This is a genomic window from Ruegeria sp. HKCCD6157, assembly GCF_013110685.1.
Taxonomy (GTDB): domain Bacteria; phylum Pseudomonadota; class Alphaproteobacteria; order Rhodobacterales; family Rhodobacteraceae; genus Ruegeria.
Window position 1 is genome coordinate 538,355 of sequence record NZ_WVRB01000001.1, and the last position, 16,142, is coordinate 554,496.

Genomic DNA, 16,142 nt, shown 5'->3' on the forward strand with positions numbered 1-16,142 from the left:
GTTGTTCCTCAAAGGGACGCGGCGTCACAAGGATTGGCGTGAACCGAACACGGCGCTAGCCTTTCCCGAAAGACCGATTGGAGGGCGTACAATGTCACTTTTCACTTCGACTGCGGCATGGGTCACTGATGAACACCGCATGTTCGCGGAAATGGCGGGTCGGTTCATGGATGACGAACTGTCACCCAATATCGAAACCTGGGTTGAAAACGGCGTTGTGGATCGCGATTTCTGGCGCAAGGCCGGCGAAACCGGGTTGATGGCGGGTGCGATCCCCGAAGAATATGGCGGCGTCGGCGGCGGCATGGGCTTTGACGCCATCACGGCCTACGAACAGGGCGCGCGGGGTGATGCGGGTTGGGGCTATGGCATTCAATCCATCGTGACCCACTATCTCACCGCTTATGGCAGCGAAGATCAAAAGAAGAAGTGGTTGCCCAAACTGGCGTCGGGTGAATTGGTCGGTGCGCTGGCAATGACCGAACCCAGCACCGGTTCGGACGTGCAGGCGGTGCGGACGACTGCCGAGAAGGACGGCAACTCCTACCGGTTGAACGGGTCCAAAATCTTCATCACGAACGGGCAGACTGCGGATCTGATCATCGTGGCCGCCAAGACCGACAAGACCGCTGGCGCACGCGGCGTTTCGTTGATCGTGGTGGAAACCGACGGGTGTGAAGGTTTTCGCCGGGGACGGAACCTCAAGAAACTGGGCATGAAGGGCAATGACACAGCCGAACTGTTTTTCGAAGATGTCAAAGTGCCGATGACAAACCTGTTGGGCCCCGAGGAAGGGCAGGGATTCTATCAGCTGATGAAACAGCTGCCGTGGGAACGGCTGAATATCGCGATCATGGCGCTGGGCGCGATCGATTTCGCCATCGCCGAAACAGTGAAATACGTGCAGGAACGCAAAGCCTTCGGGCAGCGGGTGATGGATTTTCAGAATACCCGGTTCAAACTGGCGGAATGCAAGACCAAGGCCGAGGTTCTGCGCAGTTTCATCAATGATTGTATCGGGAAACTGGAAGCAGGCGAGTTGGACGCGGCAACTGCTTCGATGGCCAAATACTGGGGATCCGAGGTGCAGAACGAGATCATGCATGAATGCCTGCAACTGTTCGGCGGCTACGGGTTCATGATGGAATACCCGATTGCGCGTCTTTACGCGGATGCCAGGGTGCAGATGATCTATGGCGGCACCAACGAGGTCATGAAAGAGCTGATCGCGCGATCGCTCGACGTCTGAGCCCACCACCCGGGCTCTCCCGCCCGTCGTCTTCATTCCTTACGGAATGACTCCTCCGGTTGGGCCCGGCAGGCCCGGGCAAAGCCCGTTCCTTCCGGGCCTGTTTCGTTGTCGCAGCACGGGTCAAAAGGCGGCTTGCAAAGGGGGGGTATCGGTATGATGATCCGCCGACAAGACTCAGAGGTCCGACGTGAACGATCCCGAACAATCCCTTTGGCAGACCACTTGCGCCGAGACAGTCACCGCACCGCCCCTGACCGCTGACGCAGCGGTTGATCTGGCTGTCATCGGAGGTGGCTACACCGGCTGTTCAGCGGCTTTGACCGCAGCCCGCGCCGGCGCGTCGGTCTGCCTGCTCGAGGCGCAGGAGATCGGGTTTGGCGGTTCGGGGCGCAATGTCGGTCTGGTCAATGCGGGGCTGTGGCTGCCGCCGGACGACATCCGCACGCATCTCGGTGCTGAACCGGGGAACCGTTTGATCGACTTGCTGGCCAAGGCGCCGTCGGATGTGTTTGCCTTGATCGATGAATATGGCATTGCGTGTGAGCCCATGCGCAACGGAACCCTGCATTGCGCTCATTCCGCGTCGGGTTTGAAGGACCTGCATACGCGTCATGCGCAGTTGAGCGAAGCCGGAGCACCGGTTGAGCTGTTGTCGGCGGACCAGGCGGGTGAACGCACCGGCAGCCAGGCCTTTCACGGTGCCTTGTTCGATCCACGGGCAGGAACCATTCAGCCTTTGGCCTATGCGGTGGGTTTGGCGCGCGCGGCGTCACAGGCCGGGGCGCGGATACACATGCAAAGCCCCGTGCAGACCATGACATATGAGGGCGGGCACTGGGTTCTGGTGACACCGGGCGGGACGGTTCGGGCAAGATCGGTCATTCAGGCGACGAATGCCTATCATCTTGCGCTGCCGGATACCGCGCCTGCCTATGTGCCGGTCTACTATTTCCAGTATGCCACGGCCCCGCTGACCGACAATTTGCGCGCCAGTATCCTGCCAAGGAAAGAAGGGTGCTGGGATACCGGGCTGATCATGACGTCATTCCGGCTGGATCAGGCGGGTCGGATGATCATTGGCGGCATGGGGGATCTGGGACATGCCGGCCGGGTTGCACATTCCGGTTGGGTCCGGCGCAAGCTGGCCGAGCTCTATCCGCAATTGGCCGACCAGCCGTTGGAACACGGGTGGCACGGGCGGATCGCAATGACATCGGATCATATTCCAAAGATCACGCAGATCGGCCCCAACGCTTTGGCCGCACACGGGTATTCCGGTCGCGGCATCGGCCCGGGCACTGTGTTCGGCCGCATGATGGCCGAAAGTCTTCTGGCCGGTGATCCCTCGCTTCTGCCGGTTCCCGCCGTGTCGGAACACCGCGAAAACTGGACGCGCGTGCGCCGCGCCTTTTTCGAATCCGGCGCGGCGCTGACGCATCTTGTAAAGGCGCGGTTCTAAGCTCAGACAGACCGGGTGATACCGCCGTCCACCCGGATATTCTGTCCGGTGATGTAACCGCCGCCCTCCGAGGCGAGCAGAGCGACGACCGAAGCGATCTCGTCGTAGCTGCGCCCATAACGACCCATCGGAATGCGGCTGCGGAATTCTTCTTTCTCGGGCAGGCTGTCAATGAAGCCCGGAAGAACGTTGTTCATGCGGATATTCGCGGCGGCATATTTGTCCGAGTACAGCTTGGTGAAGGCGGCCAGCCCGGCGCGGAACACGCCCGACGTCGGGAAAACCGGATCCGGCTCGAACGCGGCAAAGGTCGAGATGTTGATGATCGAGCCTCCCCCCTGCGTCTGCATGATCGGGGTCACAAGCCGGGTTGGGCGCACCGCGTTCAGGAAATAGACATCCATGCCGGTGTGCCAATCCTCATCCGTCAGTTCAAGGATCGGGGCGCGGGGGCCGTGACCGGCAGAATTGACCAGAACGTCAATTCGCCCCCAATGGGCCATGGCGGCATCGACAAGTTTCTGCAAATCCTCGGTGGACTGGTTCGAGCCGGTAGTGCCGACGCCGCCCAGCTCTTTTGCCAAAGCTTCCCCTTTGCCCGAGGAGGACAGAATGCCGACCTTGAAACCGTCTGCCGCCAGCCTCCGGGCGGAATCCGCCCCCATGCCGCTGCCGCCCGCTGTGATAAGTGCTACTTTTTCCATCTGACATCTCCGTTTTCAGTTGATCCCAAGATGGCCGTCGGACAGTGGTTTGACCAATCAGTTCTGCTGCCTCTATTCTGTAGAAAATCTACAGGATAACAGTATGACCGCCCTTCCACCCCTAAACGCCTTGCGCGCTTTCGAGGCTTCTGCCCGTCACTTGAACTTTCGACTGGCCGCCGAAGAGCTGGGCGTGACGCAGGGCGCCGTGGCGCAGCAGGTGCGCGGGCTTGAGGCGCGATTGAACGAGGTTCTGTTCGACCGCCTGCCGCGCGGGTTGCGCCTGACGGATGCCGGGCGGCGGTTTCACGCGCCCCTGCGGCGTGCTTTCAGGTTGATCGAAGAGGCTGTGGCCGACCTGTCTCCGGACCGGCGGATCACGTTGTCGGTCACGCCCAGCTTTGCCTCGAAATGGTTGGTGCCGCGTTTGTCGGGCTTCACGGACCTGTATCCGGACATCTCGGTTCAGGTGGATGCGCGCGAGCGTCTGGCGGATTTCAGTTCGGATGGCGTCGATCTTGCGGTCAGGCAGGGTCGGGCGCCGTTTGCGGCGGAACTGGAGGCGGTGCCTTTGTTCTCGACCGAATTCATCCCGGTATGCAGCCCTTCTGTTGCGGGCGGAATCAGCACCCCTTCTGACTTGATGAAGCAGGTATTGCTGAACGATACCCACGGATTGTGGCCCTTGTTCCTTGAACGGGTGGGTGCAAGCGGAAAGCCCAGAATGATGAGCTTCAGCCAGACCAGCCTTGCTATCGATGCCGCAGTTTCGGGGCAGGGGATAGCACTGGCCAATGCGCCTCTTGTCGCGCCCGAGGTGGCCTCGGGCCGTCTTGTTCAGCCGCTTGCGGATGTCCTGCTTGCAGATCTGGGGTTTTACGTGGTTGCGCCCCGCAAGCCGCGCCAGCCGCAACTGGTCAGGATCATGCGCGACTGGCTGTTGTCTCAGGTCTGAAGAGACGCGGCGATCGCCTCGATCCGGGCCCGCACCCAGCGATGTGCCGGATCATTGGCCGACCTCTGGTGCCAGACCATGTAGATCGACACCGGCGCGCATTCGAAGGGCAGTGGCGCGCAATCCAGCATGGCCAGCGGGCCCTGTTTCATCAGCGCCGTGTCGGTCGAGATCAGGTCGCTGCCCAGTATGAAGGCCGGGATGGCGTTGAAATGCGGCAAGGTCACCACCGCTGGCCGGATCTGGCTTTGATCGACGCCACGCATGACGGCGCGGGCATTGCGGCCATCGGCAAAGCGAACCTCGACATGATCGCTGTTGCAATAGGCGTCCCAACTGTCCGGTGGCGTGCGCTGTGTGGCGTCATAGAACAGCATCAGCGGGCTGGTCATCAGGTGTTTTTGAAAGATGTCCGGCCCGTCCGGCGGCAACGGGGTCAGCATCAACTGGCATCTGTCACTGCGCAGCAGCTCGGGGTCGGGAACGCCTGAAGGAATGAATTCCAGCCGCAGACCTGCGTCTTCGGCACGTGTTTCTCGAAGCAGCTGCGGAAAGATCAACTCGCGTGGCATGTCATTGGTGGCGATGCGGATCCTGATCTGTTCAGACTGCGGGTCGAACGGCCGCCCTTCGGTCAGCGCCCGCATTCCGTCCAGCACCTTTTGCGCGGGCTCCTTCAGGGACAAGGCGCGTTCGGTCGGGGTCAGGCCCTGACCGGACCGAACAAACAACGGGTCGCCCAGCACCAGCCGGAGCTTGGCCAGCGTGTGGCTGATGGCCGATTGCGTGACGCCCAGCCGATCCGCAGCTTTCGAAACCGAGCTTTCCTCGAGAATGGTCAGAAAGGTGCGCAGAACCCTGCCGTCGAGATCGGTGAAATCGATTTTCTTCATATTACTTATGATTATGCATGAATGGTTTCGCTGTCCATGACGGGGTAGGGGATGGATGGCAACAGGAGGCGCATAATGGGAATCCGCTTTTTCTCGGACAAGAACCGGCCCGTTCACATGGGGCGATACCCGTTGGAGCGTTTGACCCGACAAGATACCATGCCGGATTTGTCGCGCGCGCCCGCCATGGGCGAACTGAGTTTCCACCGGCCGGAGCGGCCCGACAGCATCGTCAACGCCATGGGCGAGTTTCAGGCGATGCTGGACGCGATCCGCGACGGGTTGGTGAACCCGATTGCATCCGAGATCCCCTCGGATCCGCAGGAGCGCGCCAACCATCTGAAGGCATTTGGGTATTTCAACGACGCATCGATGATGGGCTGCGGGCCGTTGCCGTCGGATGCACTGCTGGACGAACCACGCCGCAACCCCGATATCGACCGGCTTGCCCACGCGCTGCGCACGCGCCAGACCAAAACGCTGGCCTCTGGGATCGATCTCATCATGGCCGATCTGAAAGACAGTATGGAGGCCGCGCCCAAACCGATTGACGACCACCGTCACGCCATCGTCTTTCTTTACGAACACAATCGCGACCCTGACCCTTCCGAACCCGGTGCGGACTGGATCATCGACGCGCAGGATCACCGTGCCTGCCTGCTGGCCGCCGAGAATGCCGTCGTCATCGCCAACTATATCCGACTGCTTGGTCTTGACGCCCGCGCGCACAGCGTGATGTCGACCGAAGTTGATCTGGGCAAGCTGGCCGTGGCTGCCGGTCTGGCCTCGGTCGAGGGCGACCAGCTGGTTGCGCCTTGGCTGGGCACCCGGTTTGGCCTTGCAGCCGTGACGACCGAGATGCCCATCGCGCATGACCGGCCGCTGAGGCCCATGGCGCAACAGCCGTGGTTTCGGACCCAAGGTCCGGCATGGTGGCTGGGCACGGGATTTGCCAAGAACGCCCTCAACCGTGACCCATTTGCCAAACGACGCTATGTGGACGGGGCCCATCCCTTCGAAAAGCTCAAACGGGTCGAGGCTCCGACAACCTATATCGACGAAGAGAATGTTGCCCGCGTTCCCAAGCGCGCCGACATGTTCGCCCGCGCCCAGTTCGGCGACATGGGCAAGTCATTGCAGGACGCCGCGAAAGGCGGGTACTACGTGCGCAAGGCCGCGCCCAGCTTTGCTCAGCGTCGCGCGCTGGGTGCATTCGTTCTGTTGCAGGATGGTGAAAGCGTTGAGGTCGCCGGACCCACCGATGCCGAGCGCAATGCGGCGAACATCAAGGCAGCGACCTATTTCCTGGGGGTCGATGCGTTGGGCCTCAGCCGCTGCCCGGAATGGGCGTGGTATTCTCATGACGCCACGGGCGAAGAAATCGTGCCGCCGCATGATCAGGCCATCAGCATGATCATCGATCAGGGCTATGAAACGATGGAAGGGGCCAGCGGTGACGACTGGATCAGCGTCGCCCAATCCATGCGCGCCTATCTGCGCTTTTCGCTGCTGGGCGGCGTGATTGCCCAGCAGATCCGCAACCTGGGCTACAAGGCCAAGGCGCATACGGTGATGGATGGCGAGGTGCTGCAACCGCCGCTTTTGTTGCTGTCCGGCCTGGGCGAGGTCAGCCGGATCGGAGAAGTGATCCTGAACCCCTATCTGGGCCCGCGCCTGAAATCAGGCGCGGTGACGACCGACATGCCGATGGCGCATGACAAACCCATCGATTTCGGCCTGCAAACCTTTTGCGAATCCTGCAACAAATGCGCCCGCGAATGTCCCTCGGGCGCGATCACCGCCGGACCGAAGCTGATGTTCAACGGTTACGAAATCTGGAAATCCGACAGCCAGAAATGCGCCACGTACCGTGTGACGACCCCGGGCGGTGCGATGTGCGGGCGCTGCATGAAGACCTGCCCGTGGAACCTCGAAGGTCTCTTCGCCGAGCGCCCGTTCCGCTGGGCTGCGATGCACATCCCCGCCGCCGCGCCCGCGCTGGCCAGGCTGGACGATGCGGTCGGCAATGGTGGGCTGAACGACATCAAGAAATGGTGGTGGGATATCGAGTTGCAGCCCGACGGCGCCTATCGCCCCGCGACGCACCCGTTGAACCGGCGCGATCTGCAAAAGGATCTGGACCTGAAATACGAGGATCAGACCCTGGCCGTCTATCCCGCTTATCTGGCTCCGCACCCCTGGCCCTATCCCTTTGCAATGGACCGAGAGGCCGGGATTGCAGCCTATGAGGCCATGGTGACGGCCGACGAGTACAAGGCCCGCAAGGCAAGCGGGGACATGTCGATCATCCATCGCTATCAGATCGCCGGTGATGCACCTGTGATGCGGGTCGCCGTGACCAAGGTTGAAAAGATGACGGCGGATGTCACGAAATACGAATTTGCATCGCTGGACGGTGCGCCCCTGCCGGGATGGACAGCGGGCGCACATCTGGACGTCCTGGTCGCGCCGGAATTTCTGCGGCAATATTCCATGTCGGGCGACCCATCGGATCGTACGACCTATCAGATCGGCGTGCTGCGCGAGGATGACGGGCGTGGCGGGTCCGCGCTGCTGCATCGCATCTTCACCGAGGGCCGAAAGGTTTTCGTGTCCAAACCGATCAACCACTTTGAATTGGATGAAACGGCAACCAGAACATTCCTCATGGGCGGCGGCATCGGAATCACCCCGATGATCGCATTTGCCCATCGCCTGCATACGCTGGGACGCGAGTTCGAATTGCACTATTCGGCCAGCACACGGGGCGGGGCGGGGTATCTGGATGACCTGGCCGCCATGCCCTGGGCGGATCGCGTTCATTACCATTTCTCGGATGAAGGCACCCGCGCTGATCTGAATGTGATTCTGTCCGGCTACCGGGATGGATGGCATGTCTATACCTGCGGGCCGGATCGTTACATGGACGGCGTGATTCAGGCGGCCGAGCAGCAGGGTTTTCCCGAAGAATCACGTCATCTGGAGTATTTCTCGGTTCCTGAAACGCCTGAATATGAAAACCACGCGTTTGAGCTCAAGCTTGCGCGTTCGGGCCGGACACTGCCCGTGCCCGCAGACAAGGACGCGGCGCAAGTTCTGAACGAATCCGGTTTTCATGTGGATGTGAAATGTGCTGACGGCATCTGCGGCGTCTGTAAATGCGGTGTCATTTCGGGCGAGGTCGAGCATCGGGATTTCGTTTTGTCCCGCAAACAGCGCGAAGGCGCCATGATCCTGTGCCAAAGCCGCGCGGCGGAACCTGGTGGGGTGATCGAGATCGATCTCTGAACCCTGTCCAAAAGCGACATTTGGAAGTTGAATTTTGGTCGCTCGGCCCATGGACGCCGGACGAGGGGTGAATTAACGTCGCCGCGAACCCAGATATTCCTGACCAACAGGTACGAGGTAGCTTCATGGATTATCACAGCCCCGCCAGCTTTGCCGAAGCTTCGGCTCTGGCCGCGAACGCGACGGGCATCACACGTTTTCTGGCGGGCGGTACGGATGTACTGGTGCAACTGCGCTCGGAACTGGTGACGCCCGATACGCTCATCGACATCAAGAAAATCAACGGCGTGCGTGCCATCACCCGCAATGCCGACGGCAGTTGGACGATCGGCGTGGCCGTTACCGGCGCCGAGATGAGCGAGCACCCCGAGCTTGGCCGCGACTGGCCCGGTGTGGTCGAGGCGATGGACCTGATCGGTTCAACTCAGGTTCAGGGCCGCGCGACGCTGACGGGCAATCTGTGCAATGGCTCACCTGCGGCTGATTCCGTGCCCGCCATGGTGGCCGCAGGCGTGACCGTCACCGTAACCGGCCCCGATGGCACGCGTGACGTTGCGGTCGAGGACATCCCGACCGGGCCCGGCAGGACCTCGCTGGCGAAGGGCGAGTTGATCTCGGCCATCAACATCCCTGCCCGTGGTGCGAATGGGGGCGACGCCTATCTGCGTTTCATCCCCCGCACCGAAATGGACATTGCAGTGGTAGGCGTTGGTGTGAACCTCCGCCTGGATGGTGACGTCATCACCGAGGCGCGCGTGTCGCTGGGTGCCGTGGCACCGACCGTTCTGTTGGTTGAAGACTGTGCCAAAGCGATCATCGGCAGCACTTTGGACGATGCCGCCCTTGACGCACTGGCCGCGGCCGCGTCGGCCGCCTGCAATCCGATCGATGACAAACGAGGTACGATCGCGTTCCGTACCGAAGTCGCTGGCGTTCTTTCCAAGCGTGCCGCAAAGATCGCCTATGCCCGCGCGAAGGGAGAAAACGCATGAGCAAGCTCCACGTATCCACCACCGTGAACGGGGACGCAGTCGAATACCTGTGCGACCCGCGGGAAACCCTGCTGGACTGTCTGCGCGACAAGCTGAACCTGACCGGCGCCAAAGAGGGCTGCGGCACCGGCGATTGCGGCGCGTGTTCGGTCACCGTCGATGGCCGCCTTGTGTGCTCGTGCCTGATGCTGGGTGTCGAGGCCGAAGGCAAGCAGATCGAGACCGTCGAAGGGATTGCGGATGGTGACATCCTGCACCCGTTGCAGAAGAAGATGATCGAATATGCCGCGCTTCAATGCGGCATCTGTACCCCGGGCATTCTGGTGGCGGCGAAGTCGCTGTTGGAGAAGAACCCCAATCCGACCGAGGAAGAAACGCGCTATTGGCTGGCGGGCAACCTGTGCCGCTGCACCGGCTATGACAAGATCATTCGCGCCGTGATGGACACGGCCGCTGAGATGCGGGAGGCGTCATAATGGCTCTGGACGATCGCAAAACTGATTTCACCTTCGTTGGCACCCGCCCCGATCGCCCTGACGGTCTGGACAAGGTGACGGGCCGGGCCAAGTTCGGCGCGGATATCTCGGCCCCCGGCATGTTGCACGGCGCGATTCTGCGCTCACCCCATGCCCATGCCCGGATCGTCAGGATTGATACCTCGAAAGCCGAGGCATCGAAGGACGTCAAAGCCGTCGTGACCCGTGCCGATTTCGCCGATGTCCCATTCAAGCCCGGGCTCGAAGGTGAATTCTGGAATGTGCTGGAAAACGTCATGGCGGGGGAAAAGGCGCTCTATGACGGGCACGCGGTTGCTGCGGTGGCGGCCACATCTGCCTTGGCGGCACGTGACGCGCTGAAACTGATCGAGGTCGAATACGAGGTGCTGCCGCACGTCACCGATGTGGACAAAGCGATGGCCCCGGATGCGCCGGTGATCCGGGAAGGTGCTGCGGATTATTCGGTGCCGGAAGGGATGCACCCGAACGTCGTGCGTTATCACGAAAGCGGGCACGGCGATGTCGAGGCTGGGTTTGCCGAGGCCGATCTGGTCATCGAAGACAGCTTTGTGACCGAGGCGACCCATCAGGGGTACATCGAACCGCATGCCTGTCTGGGCATGCTGGGCAATGACGGCAAGGGTGAGCTGTGGTGCACAACTCAGGGCCACTGGATCGCGCAGAAAACCTGTGCGGCGTTGCTGGGGATCGAAACCTCGCAACTGCGCGTGACTGCGTCTGAAATTGGCGGTGGTTTCGGCGGTAAGACCACGGTGTTCATCGAACCCGTTGCTCTGGCGCTCAGCCGCAAGGCAAACCGACCGGTCAAGATCGTGATGACCAGGTCCGAGGTTTTCCGGGCCACTGGGCCGACCTCTTCGGCGTCAATGGACGTGAAGATCGGCATGAAGAAAGACGGCACGATCACGGCGGCGCAGGGTGTCTTCCGCCTGCAAGGCGGGGCCTTCCCCGGCGCCCCGGGCGACATGACGGCCATGTGTGCCTTTGCGCCCTACAACCTGACCAACGTCAAGCAGATCGGTTACGACGTGATGTCGAACCGTCCGAAACAGGCCGCCTACCGCGCGCCGGGTGCACCCATGGGCGCCTTCGCCGTTGAATCCGTCATTGATGAGCTCTGCAACAAGCTGGGCCTCGATCCTATTGATGTGCGTCTGGAAAATGCCGCGCATGAAGGCACGAAGGCCAGCTATGGCCCAACCTACGAACGCATCGGTCTGGTCGAAACCCTTGAGGCCGCCAAAGCGCATCCCCATTACTCGGCCCCGCTGAAGCCGGGGCAGGGGCGCGGGGTTTCCTGCGGTTTCTGGTTCAACCACGGGGGAGAGACCAGCGTTTCACTGGCACTGTCCGAGGATGGTTCGGCGCAGTTGATGGTCGGAACACCCGACATCGGCGGGTCGCGCGCATCCATGGCTCTGATGGCGGCCGAGGTTCTGGGCATTCCGTATGAAAACATCCGCGTGACCATCGCCGACACGGCGACGCTGGGTTACAACGACGTGAGCCATGGTTCGCGCGTGACCTACGCGTCGGGCCTCGCGACGATCAAGGCCGCAAGACACGCGGTCGAGAAACTGTGCGAACGTGCGGCGGCCAAGTGGGGCATCCCGGTCGATGCGGTGAAATGGGAAGACGGCTGCGCGGTGCCCTCGGGGCCCAATGCAGGGGATTTCGACCCGATGCCTCTGGCCGACATCACGGCGGATATGGGATCGACCGGAGGCCCGATTTCGGGCCATTTCGAAGCAACCCCCGAAGGCGCGGGCGTATCCTTTGGCACCCATATCGTCGATGCCGAGGTCGACCCGGAAACCGGCAAGACATCGATCACCCGGTACACGGTCATTCAGGACGCCGGAAAGGCGATCCACCCGACCTATGTGGAAGGGCAGTTTCAGGGTGGCGCCGCACAGGGCATCGGCTGGGCACTGAACGAGGAATACATCTATGGCGAAGATGGCCGGTTGCAGAACTCGATCTTTCTTGACTACCGGATTCCCGTTGCCAGTGACCTGCCGATGATTGACACGGTGATCGTCGAAGTGCCCAACCCGGGCCACCCGTTCGGGGTGCGCGGCGTGGGCGAGACGGGCATCGTGCCGCCCCTGGCCGCCATCGCCAATGCGGTGTCCAATGCGGCGGGTGTTCGGATGAAGCAACTGCCGATGTCTCCGCCGCGCATTCTGGCGGCCCTGAAGGAAAATGGTTGAGGTCCACCTCTGGTCCGGCCTCCGGTCACTGACCGGGGGCCAGCAAGTGGTTGAGGTCGAGGCCAAAACCACCGGAGAGCTTTTGCGGGCTCTGGTCCGGGCCCACCCGCAGTTGCAGGCCCCCATTGATGCGGGGGTCTCCATCGCGATCGACGGGCGCGTCATTGCCACCGGGCTTACCGAGCCGATTCCCGAAGGCAGCGAGGTCTATCTGATGCAACGTCTCAGGGGCGGTTAGGCGTCAGGTGACCAGGGCTCGCGCCCGACCATCCGGTCAGCTTCTGCCGTGATGTCGTTCATGTGCTGCTCCAGGCTCAGGCGCAGGGTCTCGATTTCCTCTTCGCTTGCCTTGCGGGGCACTGTTTCAGTCCATTCCCGACACAGAAACACGCCTTCATTTCGCCAGGGGCGGGGCATCAGAAGGTGATCCCAGGTTCCCGCTTCGCGACCATGTTTCGTGGAAAAGGTGATACCGAATACGCGCTTGCCCGATGTGCGCGCCCAAACCAAAGGAACCGTCGACAGAACCCGTTCCGGCCCGCGCGGTCCGTCTGCCGCGATCCCGATAGAGATACCCTGCTTCATCTTGCCCAGAACCTGGCGTGACAAGGCGACGTGGCGTGTCTTGCTGGCCATGGCGATCGTGTCCATGCCAAACAGCTTTTGTACGCGCCCCACCATGCTGCCCGCCCGGGCAGAAGAGGTGATCGAACAGATGCGCCCCTTGTCCAGCGGGAAGAAATAGGGCGACTGCGCCAACCGTTGGTGCCAAAGCACAACGATGACAGGTTCACCTTGTTCGACCAGCTGATCCAGTTCTTCGTATCCGATGCGTTGCCAGCGTGTGTTGCGGTTGACCATTCGGATGTAAGCGGCGATCCGGCGGGCCACCCAGTTCAGCACGGCTTCGCTGTCTGCGATCTTCTTGCGGAGGTTCACACGGGGTTCCTTTTGCTGACCGGGCCTTGTCTTAGCGCACTGCACATTTTGCGCAACTTGTTTGTCGGCTCAGATAGTGGTGTGGAATTCGAAAAAGCCTCTTGAGTCCGCCGCGCGGCTGTCATATCTGGGGCTCACCACAGGGGTATAGCTCAGTTGGTAGAGCGACGGTCTCCAAAACCGTAGGTCGCGGGTTCGAACCCTGCTGCCCCTGCCATCCGCATAAAAACACCAATCGGCAATCGTGCTTGGCGCGTTTCCAGCGCGCGCGGCTTTCGACTATGGCAGGGGCGAACCGGCAATCAGGACGCATGCAGGCATAGTGAGCCGCAGTGCAACCAAACCCTATTTGCAATCAAAAAATTCCGGCCCAGAGTGTGAACAGCGTCACTGACTGACATCGGGAAGTCTGGTTATCTGAGGATGTCAAAGAGTTGGCGTTCAGGTTCTGCACAGAACGCAGGTTTTCAGTTTCTCCCTTGTGACTGGGGCGCGCTTGTGGTCGAGCGCGCCCTTTCCGTTTCTGGTCAGCAACGCATAGTGACGCCGTCAGAACGTGCAGAGAATCTGCCCAAAGGCGGTACTTGAGCAGAACCCTAAAAATCGGACTTTGCACCAGAGAAAGGCGTGTGGCGGCCGGTCGGTCAGGCCAGCAGCGCCAGATCCCCGATATTTGTCTTGTGCCGGGTCGGCATCGTTTTTGCCGGATGGCCGTCGATCGTCAGGGCGAGGTCCTCATAAAACCCGCCGCTGTCGAACCACCAGCGATGCGACTTCATCATCTTGCGCTGTCCTTTGGGGACGTCTCGTTGATATTGGTGGTCACAGAAAATATCCCAATGACCTTTCGAGGTCAGCTTCGGCATCCCGACACGACCGGCGCGACGCCGACCGCCGTGAACAATCCCGCCGGCCAGGGCCAGCACTTTGTCTTTCCGGCTGTAGTAATTGGTGAATCGCTTGCACCGTTTTTTCAGGACCAGATCACCCCATGCGCCCTTTTCCAGCCATTCTGAATCGATGTCCGCTGACGCAAACATGACCTGATCCGCCGACCATATCTTGTTGCCGGGCCCGGCCGAATCCCCGAAGTCCGAGAATGCGCGCAGTACCACCAACGCCCCCATGGAATGAGCGATCAGATGCACCTTGGGGCGTGGCGACATTCCCAACAGCGGCAAGATTCCGTCCCCCACCAGATGCGGTGCCACCGCCTTGGCATCGGAGCGGTCCGAGTCGTAGGTGTGCACCGATCCGTCGCTGGGCCAGTCAAAGGCAACGACCGCGCCCTGATACCCGTTGCCCCTGAGATTGGTTTCTATTTTTCCCAGCCGGTCCAGCATGTCCTTCTGGCTGGTGTTGAACCCGTGAACATAGATCAGGACGGCCGAATCCCCGCCCTCCTGTCGCACGAGATCCAGCCATTTGGCTTTTTTGACAATACTTCCCTTACGAATTTTTCCACCGGGGCTTTGCTGGGTGATGTGAACATATCTGGTCTTTGCCGCCGGCTTTAACGTGAACTTTTTCTTCGGGGCGTGATAGGTGCGGCGGGAAAAAAACAGTGCCATTATTCAAACTCCATTCTAATCAATCCGTAAAATGTGCCATGAGCCGCTGTTTTCACAAAGCGTAATCTCCCGGCCCTTCTGATGCCAAAACGGGGATGTGCGATGAAGCCAGTATGCGCCAAGGTTGCATACAGGGGCATCCTGACGTCCAATGCCTGTTTCCTCTGCCGGCTTAATGCCCTAGTGTCCGCTGCAAACGAACACACGCACGAGGCCCCATGTCGCGTTTTGATGGATATTTCCTGCGGCAGTTGCTGATTCTGTTTGGCTTTTTCACCTTGGTGCTTGTCGGTGTGTTCTGGATCACCCGGTCTGTCAGCCTGTTTGACAGGGTCATCAGCGGTGGGCAGTCGGCAATGGTCTTTCTGGAATTCACCGCGCTGACTTTGCCGACCTTGATCCGCACGGTCATGCCCATGGCGGTGTTTGCCGCCGCCGTCTATGCCACAAATCGCCTGAGCCGCGAAAGTGAATTGACGGTTATGCTGGCCACCGGATCCAGCCCTTGGCGGCTTGCCCGGGCGGTGCTGCTGTTCGGTGTGATTACCGGGGTGATGATGGCGATCATCAGCGTGTTCCTGCGCCCGGCCTCGGTGGAACAGCTGGAAATCCGGCAGGCTGAAGTGGCCGGAGATGTGACGGCTCAACTGCTGAACGAAGGCGAGTTTCTGCACCCCGCCGAAGGTGTCACGGTTTACATAGGCAACATTGATCTGGACGGCACACTGCGCGAAGTGTTCTTGTCTGACCGCCGCGATCCTGAAAACGCGGTCAGCTATTCAAGCGTAACCGCCTATCTGGTCAACAATGATGCCGGCATCCACCTTGTGATGGTTGATGGGGTTGCATTGCGCCTGAACAAGGAAGGCAAAGTGTTGTCATCGACCCTGTTCCAAGACGCGTCCTACGACATCTCGGAACTGACGAATACAAATCCGATGGCCCGGCGCAGCCTCGAAGCTATTCCAACGGCGGACCTGATCCGCAACCGGGATGAGGTTTCAGCCACGGAAGGGTTCAGCCAAGGCAAGCTGATCGAAGAGCTGCACCAGCGGTTCTCGTGGATCGCGATATGCATCGCCGTGGCTCTGGCCGGGTATTCAACCCTGATGCTGGGAAGTTTTTCCCGGTTTGGATTGTGGCCGCAGATATTGGGCGCCTTCACCATTCTTGTCCTGCTTGAAGGTGTGCGCGGGTTTGTTTCCCCAATGGTGATCGATGACCCGGAGCTTTGGTTTCTGCTGTACCTTCCCGCAATCATAGGGGTGCTGATCTCGGGCCTCTTCCTGCTTGTTGCCGGTCGGCCGCTGATGCGAAAACGGCAGCGCGCGTCCCAGATCATGCCGACGCCGGCCTGA

General features: G+C 60.7%; 13 protein-coding genes and 1 tRNA gene. 10 read left to right on the plus strand and 4 right to left on the minus strand.

All coding sequences use genetic code 11. The features are described 5' to 3' along the window. The first annotated feature begins 91 nt into the window (after window positions 1-91). The gene (locus tag GS612_RS02425; protein WP_171638968.1) at window positions 92-1,249 is read left to right on the plus strand and encodes an acyl-CoA dehydrogenase family protein; all 1,158 of its coding nucleotides are present in this window, start codon (window positions 92-94) and stop codon (window positions 1,247-1,249) included. A 190-nt stretch (window positions 1,250-1,439) separates the two neighbouring features. Then, on the plus strand, window positions 1,440-2,711 hold the full coding sequence (locus GS612_RS02430) for an FAD-dependent oxidoreductase (RefSeq protein ID WP_171638969.1): 1,272 nt from the start codon (window positions 1,440-1,442) through the stop codon (window positions 2,709-2,711). A 2-nt stretch (window positions 2,712-2,713) separates the two neighbouring features. On the opposite strand, the gene GS612_RS02435 is transcribed toward GS612_RS02430, so the two are convergent. After that, window positions 2,714-3,415 carry an SDR family oxidoreductase gene (locus tag GS612_RS02435; protein WP_171638970.1) on the minus strand — a complete coding sequence of 234 codons (702 nt, stop codon included), beginning with the start codon at window positions 3,413-3,415 and terminating at the stop codon, window positions 2,714-2,716. Between the two features lie 103 nt (window positions 3,416-3,518). Between GS612_RS02435 and GS612_RS02440 the strand changes: the two genes are divergently transcribed. After that, window positions 3,519-4,370 carry a LysR substrate-binding domain-containing protein gene (locus GS612_RS02440; RefSeq protein WP_171638971.1) on the plus strand — a complete coding sequence of 284 codons (852 nt, stop codon included), beginning with the start codon at window positions 3,519-3,521 and terminating at the stop codon, window positions 4,368-4,370. Here the strand turns inward: GS612_RS02440 and GS612_RS02445 are convergent. Further along, window positions 4,361-5,263 carry a LysR family transcriptional regulator gene (locus tag GS612_RS02445; RefSeq protein WP_171638972.1) on the minus strand — a complete coding sequence of 301 codons (903 nt, stop codon included), beginning with the start codon at window positions 5,261-5,263 and terminating at the stop codon, window positions 4,361-4,363. The genes GS612_RS02440 and GS612_RS02445 overlap by 10 nt on opposite strands. A 75-nt stretch (window positions 5,264-5,338) precedes the next feature. Between GS612_RS02445 and GS612_RS02450 the strand changes: the two genes are divergently transcribed. From GS612_RS02450 to GS612_RS02470, 5 genes are all read left to right on the plus strand, one after another. Then, entirely contained in the window at window positions 5,339-8,551 is a 3,213-nt protein-coding gene (locus tag GS612_RS02450; protein ID WP_171638973.1) for a reductive dehalogenase, read from the plus strand. A 125-nt stretch (window positions 8,552-8,676) separates the two neighbouring features. Beyond that, window positions 8,677-9,543 carry a xanthine dehydrogenase family protein subunit M gene (locus GS612_RS02455; RefSeq protein ID WP_171638974.1) on the plus strand — a complete coding sequence of 289 codons (867 nt, stop codon included), beginning with the start codon at window positions 8,677-8,679 and terminating at the stop codon, window positions 9,541-9,543. After that, entirely contained in the window at window positions 9,540-10,019 is a 480-nt protein-coding gene (locus tag GS612_RS02460; RefSeq protein WP_152458906.1) for a (2Fe-2S)-binding protein, read from the plus strand. The genes GS612_RS02455 and GS612_RS02460 overlap by 4 nt, the downstream gene beginning before the upstream one ends. Then, window positions 10,019-12,274 (plus strand): xanthine dehydrogenase family protein molybdopterin-binding subunit, encoded by a 2,256-nt coding sequence (locus tag GS612_RS02465; RefSeq protein WP_171638975.1) that lies wholly within the window; start codon window positions 10,019-10,021, stop codon window positions 12,272-12,274. Before GS612_RS02460 ends, GS612_RS02465 begins: the two co-directional genes overlap by 1 nt. Then, window positions 12,267-12,512, plus strand: coding sequence for a MoaD/ThiS family protein (locus GS612_RS02470; protein ID WP_152458904.1), 246 nt, complete (start codon window positions 12,267-12,269; stop codon window positions 12,510-12,512). Before GS612_RS02465 ends, GS612_RS02470 begins: the two co-directional genes overlap by 8 nt. Here the strand turns inward: GS612_RS02470 and GS612_RS02475 are convergent. Next, window positions 12,509-13,213, minus strand: a complete 705-nt coding sequence (locus GS612_RS02475; RefSeq protein WP_171638976.1) for a DUF374 domain-containing protein — start codon at window positions 13,211-13,213, stop codon at window positions 12,509-12,511. The two genes, GS612_RS02470 and GS612_RS02475, sit on opposite strands and share 4 nt — an antisense overlap. A gap of 141 nt (window positions 13,214-13,354) precedes the next feature. Here GS612_RS02475 and GS612_RS02480 point away from each other — a divergent pair. Further along, window positions 13,355-13,430: transfer RNA gene (locus GS612_RS02480), tRNA-Trp, on the plus strand. A 427-nt stretch (window positions 13,431-13,857) separates the two neighbouring features. Here the strand turns inward: GS612_RS02480 and GS612_RS02485 are convergent. After that, the gene (locus GS612_RS02485; RefSeq protein WP_171638977.1) at window positions 13,858-14,784 is read right to left on the minus strand and encodes an alpha/beta fold hydrolase; all 927 of its coding nucleotides are present in this window, start codon (window positions 14,782-14,784) and stop codon (window positions 13,858-13,860) included. 218 nt (window positions 14,785-15,002) lie between these two features. Between GS612_RS02485 and lptF the strand changes: the two genes are divergently transcribed. Next, window positions 15,003-16,142 (plus strand): LPS export ABC transporter permease LptF, encoded by a 1,140-nt coding sequence (gene lptF, locus GS612_RS02490; protein WP_171638978.1) that lies wholly within the window; start codon window positions 15,003-15,005, stop codon window positions 16,140-16,142.